The organism is Saccharothrix sp. AJ9571, assembly GCF_021725495.1.
In the GTDB taxonomy this organism is placed as follows: domain Bacteria; phylum Actinomycetota; class Actinomycetes; order Mycobacteriales; family Pseudonocardiaceae; genus Amycolatopsis; species Amycolatopsis magusensis.
The window spans coordinates 7451000-7473604 of record NZ_CP091382.1 but is presented as its reverse complement, the minus strand read 5'-3'; the positions used below and the strand labels follow the sequence as shown (position 1 = coordinate 7473604).

The window sequence follows — 22605 nt, the reverse complement described above, 5'->3', positions numbered from 1 at the left end:
CGCGGAGGCGGCGGGTCCGGGTGGTCAGAACCAGCAGCCGACGAAGGCGCCGCCGGTGGTGTACTTCGGCCACGCCATCGCGTTGCGGGTGAGGGGACCGTAGATGCCGTCGGCCACGAGTCCGTGGAAGTTCTGGACGTTCAACACGGCGTTCCTGGTGGCGGAGCCGTACTGGGCGTCCTGGATGATCGGCTGGTTGTAGCACCTGCGCAGGGCGTCCTGCAGGACGAACACACCGGGGCCGGAATCGCCCTGGCGCAGGGTGCAGTTGGTGGCCCCGGTCTGGTGGCCGACGCTCGGGATGTGCACCCGGTAGGGAGTGCTGCCGTAGACGAACGTGGTGAAGTCGTTGCAGGTGGCTCTGGGGGACGCGGCCGTCTCCGGGTCGGCGGCGGCCACAGTCGCTCCGGCGGCCCCCGGCAGCAGAGCCGCGGCGGCGACGGTGACCCCGGCTGCGAGCTTCCTCAGCGTGGCGGTCATGGGATTCCTCCTGGTCTGGGAACGGGTGCTTCATCGGGCGAAAACCACGTTAGGCACGGGGTGTTCGCGGCCGGGGCACTCGAATCGCCACCCGACGCGGCCGCCGGATCGAGCCAACACGGCTGCTCATCGCGGGGTTCGCGGGTGAACGGGCGAGGCGGCGGCAGAAAGCGGCGGAAATACCGGCACTCGGCCGTGCACCACGGCCGAGTGCGCCTTCGTCAGCTCCGGGCCCGGCTCGACCCCCAGTTGCTCGGCGAGCCGGGCCCGGACTTCTCCGAAGAGCCGCAGCGCCGCGGCCTGTTCGCCTCCAGCGGCCAGACTCAGCACCAGCCGGGCAGCGATGCCCTCGTGCCACGGGTGCTCGTCCGCCAGCGCGTGCAGAGTCCGGACGCCCTGCGACGGCACCCCGTCGGCCAGTGCGAGGTCTGCGTGGTCCAGCGCGGCCGTGATCCGGCTGTGGGTCAGCGCGACGAGGGCGGGGTGCTGGTCCAGTCGCCCGGCGAGACCGCCCGCGGCCGGGCCGCGCCACTGGGCCAGTGCGTGTGCGAGCAGGGTCCGCGCGTGCCGTGCTTCGCCGCGTTCGCGCAGGCGTGCGGCTGAGCCCACCAGCTCGTCGAACCGCGCGACGTCGAGTTGAGCAGCTGTCAGGGTGAGCCGGTAGCCGCCTGGTTCGGCGCGCACGACATGGCCGGTCCGCCGTCCGGGTTCGAGCAGTGCCCGCAACTGGCCGATGTAGCGGTGCACCAGGCGAAGGCAGGTCGCGGGCGGGCACTCGCCCCACACCGCGTCCACGATCTCCTCGCGCGACACCCACCGCTGCGGCTGCAACGCCAGCAGGACGAGCACCGTGCGCACGGCAGGTGCGTTGAGCACGACCGGCTTTCCCCGGTGGCACAACGACAACGGGCCGAGAACGGCGAGCCGCACCCCCGGCTCCACCCCGGCGCAGACGGCCGTCGCCAGCGCCGCCCGTTCGGCTTCGGACAGCCGCATCGCGGTCGCCAGCCGGTGCAGCGAAGTGGCTCGCGGCCGGGCCACCCGGCCGCCCTCCAGGTCCCGTACCGCGCGCACGCTGAGCCCCGACCGTTCGGCCAGTTCCAGTTGGCTCATCCCCGTGCGGCTGCGCAGCTCTCTCAGCGAAGTTCCCGGCGTGCTGTGGAACGCGATCATCGCTCTGCCCCCCGTCGGCGGAATCCGAGGCGTCCGAGGTTAGGAGTCGTGGTGCGGTCAAGGCATCCAACGAGCGCCGGAGCGACGGGGACACCGGGAACCGTGCTCGGTCAACCATCGCGGTAGGCCTTCTGCTCCGGCGGGTGGACGACCGGTGGCCGGAGGAGAGCTATCGTCGTGCGGATGCGGCCGGCGATCGTCTCGGTGCGGCGGTGGGCCGAGGCGCGACCGCTCCTGCAGGACTCCGTGCTCGCGGTGGTCATGGTGGTCGTGATCGCGGAAGCCGGCCGCGCCGGGTTGAATACCCCCGCCCGGCCCGAAAGCGGGCTCGGACTGCTGCTGATCGCGGTCTCGAACCTGCCGCTGGCCCTGCGGCGCCGGGCTCCGCTGCCGGTGCTGCTGATCTGCTGCGCCGGCGCGATCACCTACGCGGCACTGGGTTTGTGGAACCCGCTCAACAACTTCGGCTGCCTGTTCGCCCTCTACACCACGACCGTGCTGCGCCCGAGGCGGATCTCGCTGCCGTCGGCCGTGCTGGTCTGGGTGGTGGCGTCCGGCGCGGCGGTGGGCGCCGGGGGCCGGGCGTGGTGGCCCGAGGTCGCGTTCGCCGCCTTGTTCTGCGTGGTCGCGTGGGCGCCCGGGGAGGTCCGGCGCACGCTCGCCGACCGCAACCGGCAACTGGCCGCCCTGACCGCGCAGCTGAACCGCGATCGGGCGGCGAACGCGCAGCGGGCGGTGATGGAGGAACGGATCCGCATCGCCCGGGAACTGCACGACGTCGTCGCCCACCACATGTCGGTGATCTCCGTGCAGGCCGGGCTGGCCCGGTACGTGCTGGGATCCGACCCGGCCGCCGCGTCGGCCGCCTTGCACACGGTCTCCGATGTGGCGGGCCAGGCGTTGCAGGAACTCCGGCTCCTGCTGAACCTGCTGCGTGTGGAACCCGGCGAGCCGCACGATCCCGAATCGCCCGGACTCGGCGGGCTGCCCGCGCTGGTGCAGCGCGTCTCGCTCAGCGGGGTTCCGACGACCATGGTCGTCACGGGCACCCCGTGGCCGCTGACCCACGGTGCCCAGCTCTGCGTCTACCGCGTGGTGCAGGAATCGCTCACCAACACCGTGCGCCACGCCGGGGCCGACCACGCCGAAGTGGCGCTGACCTTCGAGCCGGACCGGCTGGTCGTGCGCGTCACCGACGACGGGCACGACACCGGTCGCGGATCGGCGGGCGCCGGGCAGGGGTTGATCGGCATGCGGGAACGCGCGAAGCTGTACGCCGGGTCGCTGGTCGCCGGGCCGCGGTCGCCGAACGGGTTCGAAGTCGTGCTCACCCTTCCCGTGTCCTCGGCGACGCGCGCCGGACAGCACGGCTAGGGCCGGCTGCGGGACGGAACGGGTGCACATGACCACGGTGCTGGTCGTCGACGACCAGGTCCTGATCAGGGCCGGCCTCGCGGCGCTCATCCACGCCGCCCCCGGACTCGAGGTCGTCGGCGAGGCGAGCAGCGGTGAAGAGGCGGTCGAGCTGGCCGGGACCACGTCGCCGGAGGTCATCCTGATGGACATCAGCATGCCCGGCATCGGCGGGATCGCCGCCACCGAACGGATACTGGCCGAGCGGCCGGACCGGGCGCCGGCGATCCTGCTGCTGACCACGTTCGACGTCGACGAGTACGTCTACGGCGGCCTGCGCGCGGGCGCGAACGGGTTCCTCCTCAAAGATGTGTCGCCGGAACAGTTGCTGGCCGCCATCGTCGCGGTCGCCACCGGGGACCGGCTCTTCGCCGCGAGCGTCACCCGGCGGCTCGTCGAGGCCTTCGCCGCCAGGGCCGAGCGGGAGCCGCCCGCACTGGACGCGCTCACCGCGCGGGAACGGGAAGTGCTGCGCCTGGTGGGCACCGGAATCACCAACGCCGAGATCGCGCACCGGCTGACGGTCACCGACGGCACGGTGAAGACCCACCTCAACCGCGTGATGAGCAAGCTGAACCTGTCCAGCCGGGCGCAGGCGGTGGTGATCGCCTACGAAACCGGGCTGGTCGTCCCGAACCGGTGAGCCGCCCGCGGCTACGCGACAATGAGCCCATGCCCGCCCCAGACAACCACCCGGCCCTGGTCCAGTCCGGCGACGCGCAGGCAGCCGCGCGGATCCTGGCTCGGCAGGCGCCGGCGAACCGGGTCGCCACGGCGGTGGGTGCGGAGGTGCTGGAGGCCGAACGCCAGCGTGGACGGCTGATCCGGACGGTCGCCGAACTGCCCGCGCTCCCCCCGCCCGATCCGCAGGACCGCTACACCCCGCGCGCGCTCACGGTGACCTGGCTCAGTGGCAAGTCCCCGCACACCCAGCGCGGGTACCTGCGGGAACTCGACGACTGGCTCCACTGGTGCGAGGCCAACCAGCTCGATCCGCTCGACGCGCACGGAGCCGACGGCGACGCCTGGAAGGCCACCATGACCGCCAGGAAACGGGCTCCCGACGGCACCGTCACGCTCCAGAAACCCAGTGCCACCACGGTCAAGCACCGCATCGACGCGGTGTCCAGCTGGTACGCCTACCTCCTGCGCCACGAACGCGCCCAGCGCAATCCGATGGTCGCGGTCACCCGCCCGCCGGTCCCGGCGACCTCACCGCTGCAAGTGCTCGACGACGACGCCGAGTACCAAGCGTTTCTCGACTACATCGAGGAACGCGCCACCCGCCTGGGCACCGAGACCGCGTTCCGGGACACCGCGCTGATCCGCGCGCTGTTCACCCTCGCCGTGCGCGTCACCGGGTTGTGCACCGCCCGCATCGAGAACATCCGCCGGGTCGGTCAGCACACGAACCTGCACTACACCAAGAAAGGCGGGCAGGACGCCCACGTCCCCATCGGGCCGGGAACCCTCGCCACCTTCGAGCGGTATTGGGCCGTGCGCGCCGAACGTGAAGGCGTGCCGCGGGACAAGCTCAGCGGGCCGGTCCTCGCCTCGACCCCGCATCCGCACCAGCCCCAGCACACCGGCGGCCGGGCGCTCACCCAGCGCGACGCCCAGCGCATCCTGTCCCGGATCGCCCGCGAGGCCGGGATTCAGGTCCGGCTCTCGCCGCACTCCGGGCGCGCGACGGTGGCCACCCGCGCGTTGCGCCAGGGCGCGCCACCGCGGGCGGTGCAGGCGTTGCTCGGGGTCGCCAGCCTGGACACCGCCATGCGTTACGACCGCACCGACTACACCGGCGACCGCAGCCCGGTCTACCTGCTCGACCCGAAGTAGCCGCGCAGTTCGGTGCGCTTGACCTTGCCGGTGGCGTTCCGCGGCAGTGTCGCGGTGGTGAGGTGCCAGCGTGACGGGACCTTGTAGTACGCCAGCCGTTCGGCGACGTAGTCACGCAGCGCCGATTCGTCCGCCTCCGAGTCGAGGACGACGATCGCGCACACCTCCTGTCCGAGGTCCGCGTGGTCGAGCCCGATGACGGCCGATTCCGCGACGGCCGGGTGTTCGTCGAGGCAGTGTTCGACCTCGATCGGGTACACGTTCTCCCCGCCGCGCAGGATCAGATCGCTGCGCCGCGTGGTCAGGTACAGCAGGCCGTCGCGCAGGCAGCCGATGTCGCCGGTGCGCATCCAGCGGTCGTCGTCGAACACCGCGGCCGTCGCCGCCTCGTCGTTCCAGTAGCCGGTCATGTTGTACTGGCTGCGCAGCCAGATCTCCCCCGGCACGCCGTCCGGCACGACCGCCCCGGAGTCGTCGCGCACCTGGATCGACACGGTGGGGATCGGCGTGCCGACCGTCTCCGGATCGGCCGCCAGCGCGGCGGGATTGGTGACCGTCGCGCCGGTGCCCGATTCGGTGAGGCCGTAGCTGGTGACCAGGTTCTGGCGCGCGGCCGGGACCAGCTCGCGCAGCCGGGCCTGCAGCGCGGGTGAGGACGGCGCCGAGGCGAGGCCGAAAGCCTTCAGCGCGGACAGGTCGTAGCCGGCGGTTCCGGCCGCCACCAGCCGGTTCGCCATCGTGGGCACCACGGTCCAGTTGGTCACCCGTTCCCGCGACACCAGGTCCAGCGTCGCGCGGGCGTCGAACGCGCCTTCGCTCAGCACCACGGTTTCGCCGGTGGCCAGCCGCGGCACCGCCACGTTGTGCAGGCTCGCGATGTGGAACAGCGGCAGGCTCAGCAGCCAGCGGCCCGGTTCCGCCTGGCGTGGGTCCATCGCGGCGGACATCGCCTTCATCAGCCGGTGGTAGTTCGCCGTGGCCACCAGGTTGCGGTGCGAATGCGTGACGCCCTTGGGTTTCCCGGTGGTGCCGCTGGTGTAGACGATAGCGGCGGGATCGTCCTCGCCGACCGCCACCTCGGGCGGCTGCCCGTGCTGCTCCGGCAGGCCGGTTTCGAGCGACAGCACCGGGATACCGGGGTGCGGCGGCAGTTTGGCCGCTCGTTCCGCGTCGGCGATCAGCACGGTGGGCCGCGCGTGCTCGAGGGCGTAGGCGATCTCCGGGGTCGACCACCACGCGTTGTAGGCGGCGCAGATCGCGCCCAGCCGGACGGTCGACCAGAACGCGACTATCCATTCCGGACAGTTGGCGGCCAGTATGGCGATCCGGTCCCCTTTGCCGACCCCGTAGCGCTGGGACAGCACGGCCGCGAACGAACCGCTCAGCTCGGCGTGCTCGGCGTAGGTGAGCCTGCGGCGCGCGCTGACCAGGTACTCCCGGTCCCCCGGCGCGGGCGCTCCGGCCAGCAGTGCGCCCAGGTTCGGCGCCCGGCGGGTGAACACCGGCATGCGTGCCCCGAGCACCTCCTGCTCGGCGATCTCGAACTCGCCACCCGGTCCGGTCAGCGCGGCGAGGGCCTGCCGCGGGTCAGCGCCGTTGCTGTTCATGCACCACCACGCTAGCGGCAGGCGGAGCGGATGTCGACAGGCGTCCGCAGCAATTGACACGTGTCAAATGGGCTCGTAGCGTGGGTCGGCATGACCACGCGGACGTGTCTGATCGGGGCGGGCCTGAGCGGGCTCTGCGCCGGGAAGATGCTGACGGACTACGGCGTGCCGTACGAGTGCTTCGAGTCCTCGGACCGGATCGGCGGCAACTGGGCGTTCGGCAACCCCAACGGCCATTCCAGCGCGTACCGGTCGCTGCACATCGACACCTCGAAGCACCGACTGTCCTTCATGGACTTCCCGATGCCGGAGCACTTCCCCGACTTCCCGCACCACTCGCAGATCAAGGAGTACCTGGAGCGGTACGCGGAAGCGTTCTCCCTCAAGGACAACATCCGCTTCGAGACGCCGGTGGAACACGCGCGGCGGCGCCCAGGCGGAGGCTGGGAGATCCGGACCGGTGACGGCGAGGTGCATTTGTTCGACGCGCTGGTCGTCGCGAACGGCCACCACTGGGATCCGCGCTTCCCCGACTTCCCCGGCGAGTTCAGCGGCGAGGTCCTGCATTCGCACCACTACGTCGATCCCACTGATCCGCTGGAGATCCACGGGAAGCGGGTGCTCGTGGTCGGCCTCGGCAACAGCGCCGCCGACATCACCGTCGAACTCTCCCAGCGGGCGCTGGACAACACCGTGGTGCTCTCGACCCGCTCGGGGGCGTGGATCGTGCCGAAGTACATCATGGGCGTGCCCGCCGACCGGCTCTTCGCCACCTCTCCCCACCTCCCGCTGTCCTGGCAGCGGCGGCTGGCCCGCAACGGCCCCCGGTTGCTCACCGGGCGACCGGAACGCTTCGGCCTGCCCACGCCGGACCACCACTTCCTCGAGGCGCACCCCACCCAGTCGCAGGAACTCCCGCTCCGCTTCGGCTCCGGGGACGTCACCGCGAAGCCCGACATCAGCCGCCTGGACGGCGACCGCGTGCACTTCACCGACGGCACCTCCGCCGAGTTCGACGTGATCATCTACGCGACCGGGTACAACATCTCGTTCCCGTTCTTCGACCCGGAGTTCCTCAGCGCGCCGGGCAACCGGTTCCCGCTCTACAAGAGGATGTTCAAGCCGGGCTTGGACGATCTGGCGTTCATCGGGTTCGCGCAGGCGACGCCGACGCTGTTCCCGTTCGTGGAGTGCCAGGCGCGGCTGCTCGCGGCCTGGCTCGCGGGCACCTACCGGCTTCCGGACGAGCCGGAGATGCAGCGGGTCCTCGCCGAGGACGAGCGGCGGTTCGTCGCGCACTTCGCCGACCGGCCGCGGCACACCCAGCAGGTCGACTACTTCATCTACGAACACGACATCCGCACCCGGGAACTGCCCGCGGGACTGGCGCGGGCGAGGAGGACGGCATGAGCCCGGCGAAGGACCAGGTACTGGACCGCCGTGGCCCCAACCGGGGTGATCAGCGGCGCAGGGCGCTGCTCGGGGCGCTCGACGAACTGCTGCGCGAGGACACCTTCGCCGCGATCAACGTGCGCGACATCGCGCAGCGCGCGGAGGTCACGCGTTCGGCTTTCTACTTCTACTTCGAGAACAAGGCGATCGCCGTCGCGGCCCTGTGCGACGAGATGTACCAGGAGGCGTTCACCGCGGGCACCGAGTTGCTGTCGGCGGAGGGCGCTCCCGAGGACCGGATCCGCCGCACGATGGCCGGCCTGTTCGACGCCTGGACCAAGCACCGGCACGTCTTCCGCGCGATGCTCGACGCCCGCGACGCCGACCGGACCGTGCGCGAGCTGTGGGACCAGGACCGGGAATCCTTCGTGCCGCAGGTCGCGTCCATGATCGAGCAGGAACGCGCGGCGGGTCACGCGCCGGACGGTCCCGACGCCGCGCTGCTCGCCACCGTCCTGCTCGAACTCAACGATCGTGCGCTGGAACGGCTCTCCCGCGGCAGCGCGTCGGTGCCCGCCGAAGCGCTGCTGGACACGCTGGTCACGGTGTGGCTGCGGACGATCTACGGCAGCTGCCCATGACCGTCACCTTCGCCGTCGAAGGCGCCACCTGCTCGGGTCGGCGATTTCCGGCCGAATCCGACGAGCTGCGCACCGCGGACGGCGTGCCCTGTGTGGTCATGGCCCACGGTTTCGGCGCGACTCGCGACAGCGGTCTTGATGCCTTCGCGGCCGAGTTCGCCCGCGCCGGGCTGGACACGCTCGCCTTCGATTACCGCGGTTTCGGCGAAAGCGGAGGCGGACCGCGGCAGGCGGTGTCGATCGCACGCCAGCTCGCCGACTACCGCGCGGCGGTGGCCACGGCTCGCGGGCTCGACGGGGTGGATCCTCGGCGGATCGTGCTGTGGGGCGCTTCCCTTTCGGGCGGGCACGTTCTGGTGACAGCGGCCCGTGACGCCGAGGTGGCGGCGACCGTGGCCCTGGTGCCGCTGGTCGACGGACTCGCCGCGGTCCGTCACGCGGTCGGGAGCCACCCACCCGGCGGCATGGCCCGCTCTGCGGTGACCAGCTTGGTGGCGCGGCGAAACGTGCAATTGGTCGGACTGCCGGGGTCCGGCGCGCTCCTGTCCTTGCCAGGGCAGTTCGAGGCGTACACCGCGATGGCCGGGCCGAGCTGGCGCAACGAGGTCGATCCGCGTGCCATGGTGGAGATCGCCCGGTACCGGCCGGTGAGGCAGGCGCGGGCGGTCCGCGGTCCGCTGCTGGTCCAGATCGCCGACCTCGACCGGATGAGCCCGCCCCAGTCCGCCGCCAAGGCCGCGGTGGCCGCGCGTGCCGAGGTGCGCCGGTACCCGTGCGACCACTTCGACGTCTTCCCCGGCAACCGGTGGTTCCGGCTCGCCGTCGACCACCAGCTCGCGTTCCTGCGGCGAAAGGTACGGCCGTGACGACCCATACGATCCAGGGGCAGCAAGTGACGCTGCCGGTCCAGATCCGCGATGCCACGGCGTGCGCGGCCACCTTCGCCGTGCGCGCGTCCGCCGTGCGGCCGTTGCTGCGCTACGCCGGGGTGGACCTGGTCGAGCCGGTACCCGGCCGGGCGCTGTGTTCGCTGGTCTTCGTCCGGTATCTCGACGGCGATCTGGGGCCGTACCACGAATTCGGCGTGGCCTACCTCATCCGCTCCCCCGCCGGGCGCGGGTTCGGCGCGTTCATCCACTGGCTGCCGGTCAACCAGCCGTTCACGCTCGAAGCGGGCCGCACCATCTGGGGTTTTCCGAAGGAGATGACCGACATCGAGCTGCGGCTGGCCGGGCGCACGAAGAGCTGTGTGGTGCGGGCGGACGGGCAATTCGCCATGGGGCTGCTGGTCAAACCCGGTGTTCCGGTGCCAAGTGGCGCCGCGGCCACCTCCATCGACGCCTACTCCTGCCTGGACGGAGTGCTCCGGCGGACGCCTTGGGAACTGCGGGCATCCGGGGTGCGGGCGCGCCCTGGCGGCGCCGAGGTCCTGCTCGGCGACCACCCGATCGCCGCCGAACTCCGCACGATCGGGCTGCCCCGGCGCGCGTTGTCCGCCAATGTCATCGGCCGGATGCGGATGACCTTCGGCGAGGCCGAGGTCGTGCGGTGACCGGCACGGCGCTGGTCACCGGCGCGGCCAGTGGCCTGGGCAGGCTGGCCGCACTGCGCCTGGCCGCGACGGGCCGGCCGGTGGCGGCCCTGGACATCGACGGTGACAACCTCGCCGCCACCGCGTGGCGGGCGCCCGCTGTTCGTGGCTATCAGTGCGATGTCGCCGACGAGACCGCGGTGAGGGAAGCGGCCGCGACGGCGTGGGCGGAACTCGGCCCGATCGACCTAGTCATCCACGCGGCCGGGCTTTGCCGGATCGGCCGCGCGCTGGACCAGCCCCTGGATGAACTTCGGCGGGTGCTCGACACGAACTACCTCGGCACCGTGCACCTGGCTCGCGCGGCGATACCGCCGATGATCGAGGCCGGGCACGGCACCATGGTCGTGTTCGGCTCGCTCGCCGGGTGGCTGCCCTCGCCCCGGCTCGCCGCCTATTCGGCGTCGAAGGGTGCGGTGCACGCCTACTGCGAGGTGCTCGCCATGGAAACCGCGGGCACCGGCGTGCGGGTGCTGTGCGCGTGCCCGGATCACGTGGAAACGCCGCTGGCCGCCGGGGTCCGGGCCGCCGATCCCGGGGTGCTCGGCGATCGTGCGGGCGCCGATCCCGGCGCTGTGCTGGACGCGGTCGACCGTGCCATCGCGGACCCGGGCGCGCCGCTGTTCGTCTTCCCCGGCTTCGGCACGCGCCAGCTCTGGCGTGCCCGCCGGTTCGTCCCGGGTCCGCTCAGGCAGGTCATCGCCCGCTACGTCACACCGGCTCACTGAGTTCGACCGACGAGGTGTGGTCCCACGCGATCCGCCAGCCATCGGGCCGGCGCCGCCACACCAGGGAACTCGTGGCCCGCAGAACGGTTTCGGTCCCGTCGGCGGCGACCAGGCGGGCGATGAACATCAGTCGCGAGGTGGCGAGATCGCCGGACACCAGCACGTGCGGGCCGTCGGCGAGCTGGTGGTAGGCGGCGGTGAGTCCGCTGAACACCGGCTCCCACCACGAGCGGTACTCCTCGGCGCTGCGCGCCACCCGGTGCGCGGGATCGGCGTCGTCGTAGAGCAGCAGGTCCTGGGCGGTCCAGTCGTAGAACTCGCCCTGCACCGCGCGGAAGTCGAAGGGCGGGTCGCCGGGTTCGCGATCCCAGCCCCGCAACCAGGTCGCGTGTGCCGTCGCCACGGTTTCGAAGTCGTCCATGCGCTCAGCCTGGCGAAATCGCGGTGACGCGAGAAGGCCGCGACTATCCTGGGAGCGGCACACCCAGGGGAGGGGTTCATGCCGATGCCGAATTCGGTGCCCGGTCAGTGCCGCGCACTGCTCGAACCGGACACCACCGTCGAATACGTCCTGCCGGGCACGATGATCCTGGCGTACGGGGTCGGCGGGACGCCCCTCAACGTGCTGCTCGCGGTCACGGAGAAGGAAATCGTCGTCTTCCGCGTCAAACTGCTGAGCCGGTACCAGCCGGCGAAGATCTGGGCGCGCCACCCGCGACGGTGGGGCCGGGCCACGATCGAGCGGCACGGCTCGCTGTCGGCGACCTGCACGGTCGGCGGCCTGGTGATCGAGATCGAGGACGAGTACATCCCGGTGGTGCGGGCCGCCGGGCTGGACACGGTCGGCGGCGAACCACCGCTGGACCCGCACCCCCACCTGTGAACGGTCCTCAGCGGCGGGCGGCTCGGCGCGCGATGCCCGGTGTCGCCAGGATGAGCAGGCCCGCCAGGGCGAGGGCGGTGCGCGGGCCGGTGGCCGCGGCGAGCACGCCCCACAGCGCGGTCAGCGCGGCGGTGGTGGTCTTGGCGGTGACCGACCACGCCGACAGCGTGCGCGTCACCCGGCCCGCCGGGACCTGCCCGAGCCGGTAGGTGGCGAACACCGGGTTGAACACGCCCATCGAGGTGATCAGCCCCAATTCGACCACGATGACCAGCAGCAGGCCGGTGGTGCCGGGGTGGACGAACACGAGCCCGACGGGCCAGCACACGCGCAGCAGACCCGCGGTGCGCAGGACCCGGTCGTGCCCGAAGCGCGCAACGAGCCCGCGTGAAAGCCGCGAGCCGAGCAGCCCACCGATGCAGGGCGCGGCGAACGCGAGGCTGTACTGCCACGGCGCGAAGCCGAGTTCGCCGAGCATCAGCACGGCCAGCACCGGCTGCGGGGCCAGGATCAGGCCGTTGACCAGGACCGTGTCGACGAACAGCCGTCGCAGTTCGAGGTGGGTCAGGATGAAGCGCCAGCCTTCGACCAGGTCGCGGCCGCTCAGTGGGCCGCCGGTGCGCGCGGGCGGTGGTTCGCCGCCGCCGATCGCGCGGATGCCCAGTGCGGAGAGCAGGTAGCCCGCCGCGTTGCCCAGGACCGCGGCGACCGGGCCGAACCAGCCGATCGCGGCCGCGCCGAGCGGTGGCCCGAGCACGGTGGCGGTCCAGTTCGTGGACTCGAACCGCCCGTTGGCCACCAGCAGGTCCGCCGGGGGCAGCAGGGCTTTGAGGTAGGCGCCGCTCGCGGCCTGGAAGGTGATGTCGGCCGCGGCGCAGATCACGGAAACGACCAGCAGCTGGGCGAAACTCAGCCAGCCGGCGAGGTAGGCGGCGGGCACGCTCAGCATGGCCGCGAACCGGATCAGGTCCATGCCGAGCATCACCGGGCGTTTGCGGCGGAACTCCACCCACGGGCCGAGCGGGAGCGCCACCACCGCGCCCGCCACCAGGCCGGCGGCGGCGAGTAGCGAAACCTCGGCCGGGCCGGCGTGCAGCGCGACGATGGCGATCAGCGTGAACGCGTTGAGCGCGAACCGGGTGCCGAAGGTGCTGACCGCGTACGCCGCCCACAACCAGCCGAACCGCCGCCCCAGTCGCTCCCGCACGCGGTGATCCAAGCAAGCCGCCACCCGCGGCTCAAACAACCGGAGGTTGGTCTCCCACAACCGAGTTGCCCGCGCCGGGGCCCGGCTGTGATCCTCGGGTGATGCCGAAGCTGACGGTGGCGACCTGCCAGTTCCCGGTGAGCGCGGACATCGCGCGCAACGCCGGCTACATCCGGCGGCAGATGCGGTCCGCGCGTCAGCGGGGCGCGCGGGTCGCGCACTTCCCGGAATGCGCGCTGTCCGGTTACGCGGTCGCCGATTTCGAGAGCCACGAAGGATTCGACTGGCCCGCGCTGGAGGACGCGGTCGGCCGGATCAGGGAGCTGGCCGCGGAACTGGGGATGTGGTTGGTGCTCGGGTCGGCCCACCGGCTGAGCGAGGGCCACCAGCCGCACAACAGCCTGTACCTCGTCGACGACACGGGCGGCTTGGTCGACCGCTACGACAAGCGGTTCTGCGCTTCGGTGGATCTGGCGCACTACTCCCCCGGTGACCACCGGAGCGTGTTCACCATCGACGGGGTCCGCTGTGGAGCGTTGATCTGCTATGAGTACCGGTTTCCCGAGCTGTACCGCGAGTACCGGCGGGAGGACGTCGACCTGGTCTTCCACTCCTACCACGCGGGCAATGTCCCGGCGGGCGAACTGGCGGACCGGCCGTATCCCGCGGCCACCATGCCGCCGTCGATGATCGCCGCGGCCGCGGCCAACCACGTCTGGATCAGCTGCCCGAACTCCTCGGCGCCGCAGAGCTGCTGGGGTGCGTTCTTCGTGCGCGCGGACGGCATCGTCACCGGGCGCCTGCCCCGCAACCGGGCCGGGGTACTGGTGTCCGAAGTGGACACCGACGCCGAGCTGTACGACTCGACGGCGCGGTGGCGGGGCCGGGCGATGGACGGCGTTCTGCACAGCGGCGACCTCGTCGACGACCCGCGATCACGGGCGAGGACCAGCCTCGGTCCGCGAACTGGGGCGCGTTCGCCGAACCGGCCTGGCAGACTCGGCTCGTGAAATACCTGATCCTGATCTACAGCAACCCGGAATCCCGTGAGCTGTGGCAGGCGTTCTCCGCCGACGAGCGGGCCGAGGGCTGGAGCGCGTACGAGGCGCTCAACCGCGAACTCACCGCCTCGGGCGAGCTGATCGTCACCGAGCCGCTCGACCAGGTGCGCACCACCCGGGTGCTGGCGCGCGAGGGCAGGGCGATCACCACCGACGGCCCGTTCGCCGAGGTCAAGGAGCAGCTGGCCGGGTTCTACCTGGTCGACTGCGCCGGCGAGCAGCGTGCGGTGGAGATCGCCGCCAAGGTGCCCGAAGCCGCGTTCGGCCTGGTCGAGGTGCGTCCGGTGCTGGCCATGCCCGGGATGGCATGATCGAGGATCTGCTGCGTGAGCTGGCGCCGCGGGTGCTGGGCGCGCTGGTCCGCCACCACGGAGGGTTCGACACCTGCGAGGACGCGGTGCAGGAGGCGTTGCTCGCGGCCGCGTTGCAGTGGCCGGAGCAGGGTGTGCCGTCGAATCCGGCGGGCTGGCTGATCACCGTCGCCTCCCGCCGGTGGACCGAGCAGTGGCGCAGCGACACCGCGCGCCGCCGTCGTGAGGAGACGGTGTTCGCGCGGACCCCGGCCGAGCCGGTCGTGGTGCCCGATGCCGACGACACCCTGACCCTGCTGTTCCTGTGCTGCCACCCGTCGCTGACCCCGGTCTCGCAGGTGGCGCTGACCCTGCGGGCGGTCGGCGGGCTGACCACCGCGGAGATCGCGCGGGCGTTCCTGGTCCCGGAATCGACGGTGGGCCAGCGCATCAGCCGTGCCAAGAAGCAGATCAAGGCGGGCGGCGCCCAGTTCAAGATGCCGCCGGAGGGCGAACGGGCCGAGCGGCTCGCCTCCGTGCTCGGCGTGCTCTACCTGATCTTCACCGAAGGCCACACCGCCAGTTCCGGCGCCGAACTCCATCGCGTGGACCTGACCGCCGAGGCGATCCGCCTGACCCGCCAGCTCCACGCGAGCCTGCCCGGCGACGGTGAGGTCGCCGGGCTGCTGGCGCTGATGGTGCTCACCGACGCGCGCCGCCCGGCCCGCACGCGTGCCGACGGCGCCCTGGTCCCGCTCGCCGAGCAGGACCGCACGCTCTGGTCGGCGCAGATGCTCGCCGAAGGCACCGAGTTGATCACCGAGGCGCTGGCGTCCGCGCCGATCGGGCCGTACCAGTTGCAGGCCTCGATCGCCGCTGTGCACGGTGAAGCCGCCCGTGCCGAGGACACCGACTGGCCGCAGATCCTGACCCTGTACGGCTTGCTGCACACCCTGGCGCCCGGTCCGATGGTCACGCTCAACCGGCTGGTCGCGTTCGCCATGGTCCACGGCCCGCGAGCGGCGCTGGAGCGGCTGGCCGAAGCCGAGGCGGAACCGGCGCTGGCCGGGCACCACCGGCTCGCCGCGGTTCGCGCGCACCTGCTCGAGCTGGCCGGTGCGCACGACGCCGCGCGGGAGCACTACCGTCTCGCCGCGGCGCGCACGCTCAGCGAGCCCGAACGGCGTTATCTCGAAGACAAGGCGGGGAGCCCGATGACCATCGACAAGATCGCCTGGATCCACCTGCGCGACGGCAGGATCCTCGGCGCCCGCTCGCGCGGCAAGGACACCTACTACCTGCCCGGCGGCAAGCGCGACCCCGGCGAGACCGATCTGCAGACCCTGGTCCGGGAGATCGAAGAGGAACTGGCGGTCACCATCGTGCCCGGAAGCGTCGCCGCGGCGGGCACCTTCAGCGCGCAGGCACACGGCAAGAGCGCCGGGACCGAAGTGCGGATGACCTGCTACACCGCCGACTACGAGGGCACGCTGCGCGCCAGCGAGGAGGTCGAAGAGATCGGCTGGCTGACCTACGCCGATCGCGACCGCCTCTCGCCTGTCGGCCGCCTGGTCTTCGACCACCTGCACGAGGCCGGGCTGCTCAAGTGAGCGCGGCCCGCCGCTCGGTCAGCAGCCGCCGCTCGGCGGCGTTCTCCGCCAGCGAGATTGCCCGGTCGTAGGCCTCGGCGGCCTCCGCGCGGCGGTCGAGCCGGCGCAGCAGATCCGCGCGCACGGCGTGGAACAGGTAGTAGGAACCCAGGTCGAGTTCGTCCACAAGGGACAGTGCGGTGGCCGGGCCGGAGCGCTCGGCCACCGCGATCGCCCGGTTCAGCGCCACCACCGGCCCCGGGCTGAGCGCCAGGAGCTGGTCGTAGAGCTGGACTATCTGGGCCCAGTCGGTGTCCGCGGCGGTGGGCGCGTCGCTGTGCACGGCGTTGATCGCGGCCTGGAGCTGGTAGGGCCCGGGCCGGTTGCGGCGCAGGCACCGGCGGACGAGGTCCTGGCCTTCGTCGATCAGCGCGCGGTCCCAGCGGCCGCGGTCCTGGTCGGCGAGCAGCACCAGGTCACCGCCGGTCGTGGTGCGCGCGGGCCGGCGCGACTCGGTCAGCAGCATCAGCGCGAGCAGGCCCAGCGCTTCGGGTTCGTCCGGCATCAGCTCGGCCAGCAGCCTGCCCAGCCGCACCGCCTCCGCGCACAGGTCCTCGCGCACGAGCCGGTCGCCGGAGCTGGCCGAGTAACCCTCGTTGAAGATCAGGTAGACCACGGTGAGCACGGCACGCAGCCGGGCGGGCAGGTCGGCCTCGTGGGGCACCCGGTACGGGATGCCGGCCTTGCGGATCTTGCCCTTGGCGCGGACCAGCCGCTGCGCCATGGTCGGCTCGGGCACCAGGAAGGCGTGGGCGATCTCGGTGGTGGTGAGCCCGCCGAGCAGCCGCAGGGTGAGCGCCACCTGCGCCGGGACGGCCAGCGACGGGTGGCAGCAGGTGAAGATCAGGCGCAGCCGGTCGTCGCGCACGGGTCCCTCCTCCGGTGGTTCGCCCCCGGAGTGCAGCCTGCCCAGGCGCACCGCCTCGGTGTGCCGGTCCTCGCGGGTGGCTTCGCGGCGGTGGCGGTCGATCCCGCGGTTGCGGGCGGTGGTGATGATCCAGCCTGCCGGGCTCGGCGGGAGCCCGGCCGACGGCCAGCGGCGCACGGCCTCGCCGAACGCGTCCTGGACCGCTTCCTCGGCGAGGTCGATGTCGCCGAGGAAGCGGACCAGCACGGCGACGGCGCGGCCGTACTCCTCGCGGAAGACCCGCTCGATCTCCGCGTGCATCAGACCCGGTCGTGGAAAGGCCGGACCTCGATCGGCAACCCGAGCACCCGGGTCAGCCTGCCCGCCCACTTCAGTGCCTCGTCGAGGTCGGCGGCGCGCAGGACGGTGAACCCGCCGACGTGCTCCTTGCCTTCGATGTAGGGCCCGTCGGTCACCACCACTTCGCCGTCCTGGACGCGGACCACCGAGGACGCGTCCGGGTCGTGCAGCCCGCCGGCGAACACCCACGCCCCCGCGGCGCGCATCTCGTCGTTGAGCGCGGTCAGCCCGCGCATGATCGGTTCCAGCACCTCGGGCGGCGGCGGGTCGCCGACGGGCTGCTGGATGTTGAGCAGGTACTGCTGCACGGTTCCTCCTCGGGGTTGGCTCTCACCCCCTACACGAGCGGGCTCAGCCAGGATCGACACCCGGCGGCGACTGGGGGCCGCGGTAGGGCAGGGTCTGGCTGTAGACCACGTTCGTGGTGGTGCTGCCGAACTGCGCCAGGTCGTCGATGAGCCGTTCGAGGTGGGCCATCGAACCGGCGGCGACCTTGAGCGTGTAGCAGTCGTCACCGGTGGTGCGCAGGCATTCGAGGATTTCCATGCGTTCGCCGAGCAGTTTGTGCAGCGGGCCGTGCTTGCTGCCGGGGTACTTCAGCCGGACGACGGCGAGCACGGGATAACCGGCCTTGCCGAGGTCGACGGTGGCGCGGTACCCGGTGATCACGCCCGCCGCTTCGAGCCGCTTCACCCGCTCGGTGGTCGCCGACGCGCTGAGGTTGACCCGCTTGCCCAGTTCGGTGAGCGGGATCCGGCCGTCCTGCTGGACCTCGATCAGGATGGCCCAGTCGGTCGCGTCGAGATTCTCGGTCACCGGGCGAAGATACCGGCAGATCCACGGCGAGGGCCGCGATACGGCGTGAAGATCCTCTTCCCCGTTCGTGGGTCGCGCTCCTAGCCTTGAGCCCGTGCGAATAGGTGTCAATGTCCCCAATTTCGGCCCGGGTACCGATCCCGGTCGGCTGCGCGCGTGGGCGCAGCTGGTCGAGGGCCTCGGTTACGACCTGCTGATGGTCTCCGACCACCTGGTGATCACCCCCGATGTGGCCGAGCAGTACCCGCCGCCGTTCTACGAGCCGTTCACCACGTTGTCGTGGCTGGCGGGCCTGACCAGCCGCGTGCGGCTGGGCACCACGGTCCTGCTGGCGCCGTACCGGCATCCGCTGCTGACCGCGCGGATGGCCGCCAACCTCAACGAGTTCAGCGGCGGCCGCCTGGTGCTGGGCATGGCGGTCGGCTGGGCCCGGCAGGAGTTCGCGGCGCTGGACGTGCCCTACGAGCGGCGCGGGAAACTGACCGACGACTACCTGCGGGCGATGCGCGAGGCGTGGGAACAAAAGGAGGATTACCGCACCGAGCAGATCCCGCTCTGGATCGGCGGCAACAGCGACGCGGGCATCCGGCGTGCCGCGCGCCTGGGCGATGCCTGGCACCCGCTGCGGAACACGATCCCGTGGCTGCGCGATGGGCTGGTCAGGCTGGGCGAGGCCGCCGCGGCGGAAGGCCGTCCGGCGCCGGCGTTCGCGCCGCGCATCATCCTGCGCCTGACCGACTCCCCGATCGAGGGTCCCGAGCGGCTGGCGGGTGAAGGCACGATCGAGCAGATCGTGGGCGATCTCGAAGAGTTGCGGCGCCTGGGTGCCGAAACCGTGGTGCTGGACCCGTTCGGCGGCGATCCTGAGGAGACCCGCCACCCGCAGACCGCCTGGCACGCGCTCGCGGCCGTGGCCGACAACTGGGAGCTGACCCGATGACCGAAGAAGAACTGCTGCGCCGCGCGATCGGCCTCGCGGCGAAGGCCCGCGAGGGCGGCAACCCGCCGTTCGGCTCGCTGCTGGCCGGGCCGGACGGCACCGTGCTCGCCGAGGACCACAACACCTCGCTGACCGACGGCGACATCACCGCGCACCCGGAGCTGAAGCTGGCGCGCTGGGCGGCGCAGAACCTGGACGCGGAGACCGCGGCGAAGACCACGCTGTACACCAGCTGCCAGCCGTGTGGCATGTGCGCGGGTGCGCTGGAGCGGTCGGGACTGGGCCGGGTGGTCTTCGCGCTGTCGAACGAACAGTTGCTCGGCCTCAAGCCCGGCGGTGGATTCGCGCCCGTGCCGCAGGAAGGTCCCGCGCTCTACGAGGAGGCCCGGGTCCCGGTCGAGGGCTACTACTGAGCCCGCACCAGATCCTCCAATAACCGGACGGCGTGGGTGGCGTCGGGCAGGCCGGCGATCTCGTCACGCAGGCGCCCGGCGGCCTGGCGGTAGCCGTCTTCGTGCAGGACGTCCTCGGTCGCGGCGGCGATCTCGGCCGAGGACGCGGTCATCGCGTCGAGCACCCGGGCCACGCCGAGCTGCGCGCAGCGTTCGGCGTTGTGCGGCTGGTCGGCGCCCAGCGGCAGCAGGACCATCGGCATTCCGTGGGCGAGCGCGCCGAGCACGCTGCCCGATCCGCCGTGGGACACCATCGCCGTGCACCACGGCAGCAGGCTGGCCTGGGGGATGTACCGCTCGATCCGCACCGAGTCCGGCTGGGGCCCGAACTCGGCGGGGTCGATGTGAGGGCCGACGGTCATCACCACGTTGACCGGTAGTTCACGCAGTCCGGTGAGCACGCGGTGGAACAGGTCGCCGGATTCGGTGTTGAACACGGTCCCGAGGGTGAAGTAGACCGTGGGCGCGTCGGTGCGCAGCCAGTCGGGGGCGGGCACGTCGGGGACCACGGGGTCGAAGGTGAGCGACCGCGCGGTCGGCGGCAGGGAGAACGCCGGATCGCGGTAGCTGGGCGGGAACGGGGAGAGCACGAGGTGCCTGCCCAGCATCGCCATCTCCGGGTCAGGGTCGAGTCCGTGGCGGGCACGCAGTTCGTTGAGCGGCTCACCGACCAGGCCGGGCCGGATCAGGGAACCGGCGGCGATGACCAGCACGGTGGCGTGTGGCAGGCCGAGGCTTTCCGCGGCGACCACCGCGCCGAAGTCGGCTTCGTCGCACACCACGACGTCGGCTCGCCAATGACGGCAGAGTTCGATGATGCGCGGGCAGCGTTCGCCGGCGACCCGGCGCGCGTATCCCTCGCGCAGCGCCTGTTCCTCCTGGTCGAGGTCGATCTCGGCCAGTGGCCGGCGTTCGCGGGAGCCGAAGGTGTCGCCGCCGGTGTCGAACGCGGTGAAACCCGCGGCCCGCACGGTTTCCAGCAGTGCCGCCTGCCCGGTGAAGGCGATCTGGTGACCGGCGGCTTCGGCGGCCCTGGCGATCGGCGCGAGCGGGTTGAAGTGGCCGGTACCCCCGGCGAAGGTGAACAGGATGCGCACCCAGCCGATCCTGGCACGGTTCAGCCGCCGTAGAAGGTGTTCGGGTCGATCAGCCCGAGGGGGATGCGGCTGGCGTCCCTGGCCGGGGCGTGGCCGGTGAGCCCGCGCAGCACCACCGCGAGGCGGGGGCGTTCGTCGAGGCGCCGGGCGACCTCGTAGAAGGTGGCCAGTGCGTGCAGGCACGGGTTGCGGCGCTGGGCGCAGTCGCAGTCCGCGCGCACTTGGCTCATGCCGGGCAGATCGGCGTGCGCGGCGTCGGGCAGGTCGTCCCCGCGCAGCTTCTCGCGGGCGGTTTCGAGCGTGGCGGCGTCCCACTGCGGCACGGTGATCCGCACCCGGTGCCCGTCGACCGCGGAGGTGACCACCCCGGGCGCCAAGCCGACCTCTCGCACCTGTTCCCGGCGTGCCAGCGAACGGGCCTTGGGCAGGCGCGAGTCCGGGCGGGTGACCGACGTCGGCTCGGCCAGGCGCACCCAGTCGCGGCCCCAGACGGTGATGCCGAATTCCCCGCTCATCGGCGCGTTCCCGGTTCGAGCACTTCCCGCAGCCGTTCGTCGGACAGCTTCGCCAGGTCCTTCTCGATCGTGCGGGTCTCACCGGTGGCGATCCCGGCCAGGTCGCGTTTCCCGGCGTGGAGTTCGGCGATCGTCTCCTCCAGCGTGCGTTCGGTGAGCAGGGTGTGCACGGTGACCGCGCGGGTCTGGCCGATGCGGTGGGCGCGGTCGCTGGCCTGGTCCTCGACCGCGGGGTTCCACCACCGGTCGTAGTGCACGACGTGGGTGGCGCGGGTGAGGTTGAGCCCGAACCCGGCCGCGCGCAGGCTCAGGATCAGCACCGGGGGTGCCTGGTCGTCCTCCTGGAACCGGCGGATCAGTTCCTCGCGGGCGGGCAGGGAGAGCCCGCCGTGCAGGAACGGCGCGCCGAGGTGCCTGCCGAGCATCTCGCCGGTTTCGCGGTACTGGGTGAACACCAGCGCGCGATCGCCGTTGTCCGCGATCTCGGCGAGCATCTCGGTGACGCGGTCGAGTTTGCCCGAGCGGCCGTCGAGCTGCTCGGCCGAGGGTTCGGGGTGGTTGCAGATCTGTTTGAGCCGGGTGAGCAGGGCGAGGATGCGGCCGCGGCGTTCGATGCCGGAGCCGAGTCCGTCGCGGAAGGCGTCGTCCAGGCCGGCGCGGTAGCGGCGTTCCTGTTCGCCGGTCATCCGGCAGACCACGGTGACTTCGAGCTTGGGCGGCAGTTCGGGCGCGACCTCGGTCTTGCGGCGGCGCAGGATGTGCGGTCCGACGACCTCGTGCAGGCGCACGGCGGCCGAACTGGAGCGCCGTTGCTCGACGGCGGTGGCGAACCGGCGGCGGAAGCGGGCGCGGGTGCCGAGCACGCCGGGGTTGGTGAACGCGAGCAGCGACCAGAGTTCGTCGAGCCGGTTCTCCACCGGCGTGCCGGTCATCGCCACCCGCAGCCGGGCGTCGAGCGTGCGCGCGGCACGGGCGGTCTGCGAGTCGGGGTTCTTGATCTGCTGGGCTTCGTCGAGCACCACCACGTCCCACGCGATCGCGGCGAGCCGTTCGGCGCCGGAGCGCATGCGGCCGTAGCTGATGAGCTCGACCGAGCCGGGTTCGCCGCCGCCGATGGTGATCTCGGGGGCGAACTTCGCGAGTTCGCGGGCCCAGTTGCCCAGCAGCGAGGTCGGGCAGACCACCAGGTGCGGCCCAGCGCGGCGGGCCGCGAGCAGGGCGATGGCCTGCACCGTCTTGCCGAGGCCCATTTCGTCGGCGAGCACCCCGCCCCCGTCGGCGCCTTGGAGCCACGCCACCCCGGCGCGCTGGTACGGCCGCAGCGCGATGCCCTCGGCGGTGAGGCTGCGGCGGGCCGCGTCGACGGCGGCCTTGGCGGACCAGATGGTCGTCCCGTCCAGTCCCAGCGCGGCGTGCCCGGCGGTGGGCAGGCTCAGCTCGTCCGCCGGAGCCCCGCGGCGCAACGCGGCGGCGATCCGCGACCACGCGTGCACCGACTCCCCCGCGTCAGGTGGTGGTGCCCACTCCGCCAGCGCTGTCAGCGCCGGTTCCGGCGCCACGAGAACCGCCGGGACCTCGGCCGGGACCACTTCGCCGTCCACCGGAAGCGCGAGGCGCAAGTTCG

Annotated in this window: 25 protein-coding genes and 1 pseudogene; 15 read left to right on the top strand and 11 right to left on the bottom strand. The window is 71.9% G+C overall.

Annotation, left to right across the window (positions count from 1 at the left end; genetic code table 11):
• Window positions 1-24: 24 nt before the first annotated feature.
• Entirely contained in the window at window positions 25-480 is a 456-nt protein-coding gene (locus tag L3Q67_RS33715) for a peptidoglycan-binding domain-containing protein (protein ID WP_499185450.1), read from the bottom strand.
• Window positions 481-606: 126 nt separating this feature from the next.
• Window positions 607-1653, bottom strand: a complete 1047-nt coding sequence (locus tag L3Q67_RS33710) for a BTAD domain-containing putative transcriptional regulator (protein WP_499185449.1) — start codon at window positions 1651-1653, stop codon at window positions 607-609.
• 183 nt (window positions 1654-1836) lie between these two features.
• Between L3Q67_RS33710 and L3Q67_RS33705 the strand changes: the two genes are divergently transcribed.
• Genes L3Q67_RS33705 through L3Q67_RS33695 form a run of 3 tightly spaced genes read left to right on the top strand, consistent with a single transcriptional unit; the run spans window position 1837 to window position 4905 of the window.
• Window positions 1837-3027, top strand: coding sequence for a sensor histidine kinase (locus L3Q67_RS33705; protein WP_499185448.1), 1191 nt, complete (start codon window positions 1837-1839; stop codon window positions 3025-3027).
• 28 nt (window positions 3028-3055) lie between these two features.
• The gene (locus L3Q67_RS33700; protein ID WP_499185447.1) at window positions 3056-3709 is read left to right on the top strand and encodes a transcriptional regulator; all 654 of its coding nucleotides are present in this window, start codon (window positions 3056-3058) and stop codon (window positions 3707-3709) included.
• Window positions 3710-3738: 29 nt separating this feature from the next.
• The gene (locus tag L3Q67_RS33695; RefSeq protein WP_499185446.1) at window positions 3739-4905 is read left to right on the top strand and encodes a tyrosine-type recombinase/integrase; all 1167 of its coding nucleotides are present in this window, start codon (window positions 3739-3741) and stop codon (window positions 4903-4905) included.
• Here L3Q67_RS33695 and casG read toward each other — a convergent pair.
• Window positions 4884-6512 carry a class I adenylate-forming enzyme family protein gene (casG, locus tag L3Q67_RS33690; RefSeq protein ID WP_499185445.1) on the bottom strand — a complete coding sequence of 543 codons (1629 nt, stop codon included), beginning with the start codon at window positions 6510-6512 and terminating at the stop codon, window positions 4884-4886. The two genes, L3Q67_RS33695 and casG, sit on opposite strands and share 22 nt — an antisense overlap.
• Window positions 6513-6602: 90 nt before the next feature.
• Here casG and L3Q67_RS33685 point away from each other — a divergent pair, with 90 nt between their 5' ends.
• Genes L3Q67_RS33685 through L3Q67_RS33665 form a run of 5 tightly spaced genes read left to right on the top strand, consistent with a single transcriptional unit; the run spans window position 6603 to window position 10864 of the window.
• Window positions 6603-7922, top strand: a complete 1320-nt coding sequence (locus L3Q67_RS33685) for a flavin-containing monooxygenase (protein ID WP_499185444.1) — start codon at window positions 6603-6605, stop codon at window positions 7920-7922.
• The gene (locus L3Q67_RS33680; protein ID WP_282772046.1) at window positions 7919-8545 is read left to right on the top strand and encodes a TetR/AcrR family transcriptional regulator; all 627 of its coding nucleotides are present in this window, start codon (window positions 7919-7921) and stop codon (window positions 8543-8545) included. Before L3Q67_RS33685 ends, L3Q67_RS33680 begins: the two co-directional genes overlap by 4 nt.
• Window positions 8542-9411: an alpha/beta hydrolase gene (locus L3Q67_RS33675; RefSeq protein ID WP_499185443.1), complete on the top strand. Its 870-nt coding sequence runs from the start codon at window positions 8542-8544 to the stop codon at window positions 9409-9411. Before L3Q67_RS33680 ends, L3Q67_RS33675 begins: the two co-directional genes overlap by 4 nt.
• A complete protein-coding gene (locus tag L3Q67_RS33670) occupies window positions 9408-10097 on the top strand; it encodes an acetoacetate decarboxylase family protein (RefSeq protein ID WP_499185442.1) in 690 nt (229 codons plus the stop codon). Before L3Q67_RS33675 ends, L3Q67_RS33670 begins: the two co-directional genes overlap by 4 nt.
• Window positions 10094-10864, top strand: coding sequence for an SDR family NAD(P)-dependent oxidoreductase (locus L3Q67_RS33665; protein WP_499185441.1), 771 nt, complete (start codon window positions 10094-10096; stop codon window positions 10862-10864). Before L3Q67_RS33670 ends, L3Q67_RS33665 begins: the two co-directional genes overlap by 4 nt.
• Here L3Q67_RS33665 and L3Q67_RS33660 read toward each other — a convergent pair.
• Window positions 10848-11285, bottom strand: coding sequence for a YybH family protein (locus L3Q67_RS33660; RefSeq protein WP_499185440.1), 438 nt, complete (start codon window positions 11283-11285; stop codon window positions 10848-10850). The two genes, L3Q67_RS33665 and L3Q67_RS33660, sit on opposite strands and share 17 nt — an antisense overlap.
• Window positions 11286-11363: 78 nt before the next feature.
• Here L3Q67_RS33660 and L3Q67_RS33655 point away from each other — a divergent pair, with 78 nt between their 5' ends.
• Window positions 11364-11747 (top strand): hypothetical protein, encoded by a 384-nt coding sequence (locus tag L3Q67_RS33655; protein ID WP_499185439.1) that lies wholly within the window; start codon window positions 11364-11366, stop codon window positions 11745-11747.
• 7 nt (window positions 11748-11754) lie between these two features.
• Here L3Q67_RS33655 and L3Q67_RS33650 read toward each other — a convergent pair whose 3' ends face one another.
• Complete coding sequence (locus L3Q67_RS33650; RefSeq protein WP_499185438.1) at window positions 11755-12954, bottom strand: MFS transporter; 1200 nt, start codon at window positions 12952-12954, stop codon at window positions 11755-11757.
• Window positions 12955-13055: 101 nt separating this feature from the next.
• Here L3Q67_RS33650 and L3Q67_RS33645 point away from each other — a divergent pair, with 101 nt between their 5' ends.
• From L3Q67_RS33645 to L3Q67_RS33630, 4 genes and pseudogenes are all read left to right on the top strand, one after another.
• On the top strand, window positions 13056-13964 hold the full coding sequence (locus L3Q67_RS33645; protein WP_499185437.1) for a carbon-nitrogen hydrolase family protein: 909 nt from the start codon (window positions 13056-13058) through the stop codon (window positions 13962-13964).
• A complete protein-coding gene (locus tag L3Q67_RS33640; RefSeq protein ID WP_499185436.1) occupies window positions 13961-14326 on the top strand; it encodes a YciI family protein in 366 nt (121 codons plus the stop codon). The genes L3Q67_RS33645 and L3Q67_RS33640 overlap by 4 nt, the downstream gene beginning before the upstream one ends.
• Window positions 14323-15510 (top strand): annotated as a pseudogene (locus L3Q67_RS33635) (RNA polymerase sigma factor); the annotation flags it as partial. The gene L3Q67_RS33640 and the pseudogene L3Q67_RS33635, both read left to right, overlap by 4 nt.
• A 9-nt stretch (window positions 15511-15519) precedes the next feature.
• Window positions 15520-15915: an NUDIX hydrolase gene (locus tag L3Q67_RS33630; RefSeq protein ID WP_499191709.1), complete on the top strand. Its 396-nt coding sequence runs from the start codon at window positions 15520-15522 to the stop codon at window positions 15913-15915.
• Here the strand turns inward: L3Q67_RS33630 and L3Q67_RS33625 are convergent.
• Genes L3Q67_RS33625 through L3Q67_RS33615 form a run of 3 tightly spaced genes read right to left on the bottom strand, consistent with a single transcriptional unit; the run spans window position 15908 to window position 17977 of the window.
• Window positions 15908-17122 (bottom strand): RNA polymerase sigma factor, encoded by a 1215-nt coding sequence (locus L3Q67_RS33625; protein WP_499185435.1) that lies wholly within the window; start codon window positions 17120-17122, stop codon window positions 15908-15910. The two genes, L3Q67_RS33630 and L3Q67_RS33625, sit on opposite strands and share 8 nt — an antisense overlap.
• Window positions 17122-17469 carry a YciI family protein gene (locus L3Q67_RS33620; protein WP_499185434.1) on the bottom strand — a complete coding sequence of 116 codons (348 nt, stop codon included), beginning with the start codon at window positions 17467-17469 and terminating at the stop codon, window positions 17122-17124. Before L3Q67_RS33620 ends, L3Q67_RS33625 begins: the two co-directional genes overlap by 1 nt.
• Window positions 17470-17512: 43 nt before the next feature.
• Window positions 17513-17977: an Lrp/AsnC family transcriptional regulator gene (locus L3Q67_RS33615; protein ID WP_499185433.1), complete on the bottom strand. Its 465-nt coding sequence runs from the start codon at window positions 17975-17977 to the stop codon at window positions 17513-17515.
• Window positions 17978-18071: 94 nt separating this feature from the next.
• Here L3Q67_RS33615 and L3Q67_RS33610 point away from each other — a divergent pair, with 94 nt between their 5' ends.
• On the top strand, window positions 18072-18917 hold the full coding sequence (locus L3Q67_RS33610; protein ID WP_499185432.1) for an LLM class oxidoreductase: 846 nt from the start codon (window positions 18072-18074) through the stop codon (window positions 18915-18917).
• A complete protein-coding gene (locus L3Q67_RS33605) occupies window positions 18914-19330 on the top strand; it encodes a nucleoside deaminase (RefSeq protein WP_209667051.1) in 417 nt (138 codons plus the stop codon). Before L3Q67_RS33610 ends, L3Q67_RS33605 begins: the two co-directional genes overlap by 4 nt.
• Here L3Q67_RS33605 and L3Q67_RS33600 read toward each other — a convergent pair.
• The 3 genes from L3Q67_RS33600 to L3Q67_RS33590 are packed head-to-tail and all read right to left on the bottom strand — an operon-like array spanning window position 19324 to window position 22600.
• Complete coding sequence (locus tag L3Q67_RS33600) at window positions 19324-20466, bottom strand: glycosyltransferase (protein ID WP_499185431.1); 1143 nt, start codon at window positions 20464-20466, stop codon at window positions 19324-19326. The two genes, L3Q67_RS33605 and L3Q67_RS33600, sit on opposite strands and share 7 nt — an antisense overlap.
• Window positions 20467-20486: 20 nt before the next feature.
• Window positions 20487-20981 carry an SWIM zinc finger family protein gene (locus L3Q67_RS33595; protein ID WP_499185430.1) on the bottom strand — a complete coding sequence of 165 codons (495 nt, stop codon included), beginning with the start codon at window positions 20979-20981 and terminating at the stop codon, window positions 20487-20489.
• Complete coding sequence (locus L3Q67_RS33590; RefSeq protein WP_499185429.1) at window positions 20978-22600, bottom strand: DEAD/DEAH box helicase; 1623 nt, start codon at window positions 22598-22600, stop codon at window positions 20978-20980. Before L3Q67_RS33590 ends, L3Q67_RS33595 begins: the two co-directional genes overlap by 4 nt.
• Between the last annotated feature and the right edge of the window lie 5 nt (window positions 22601-22605).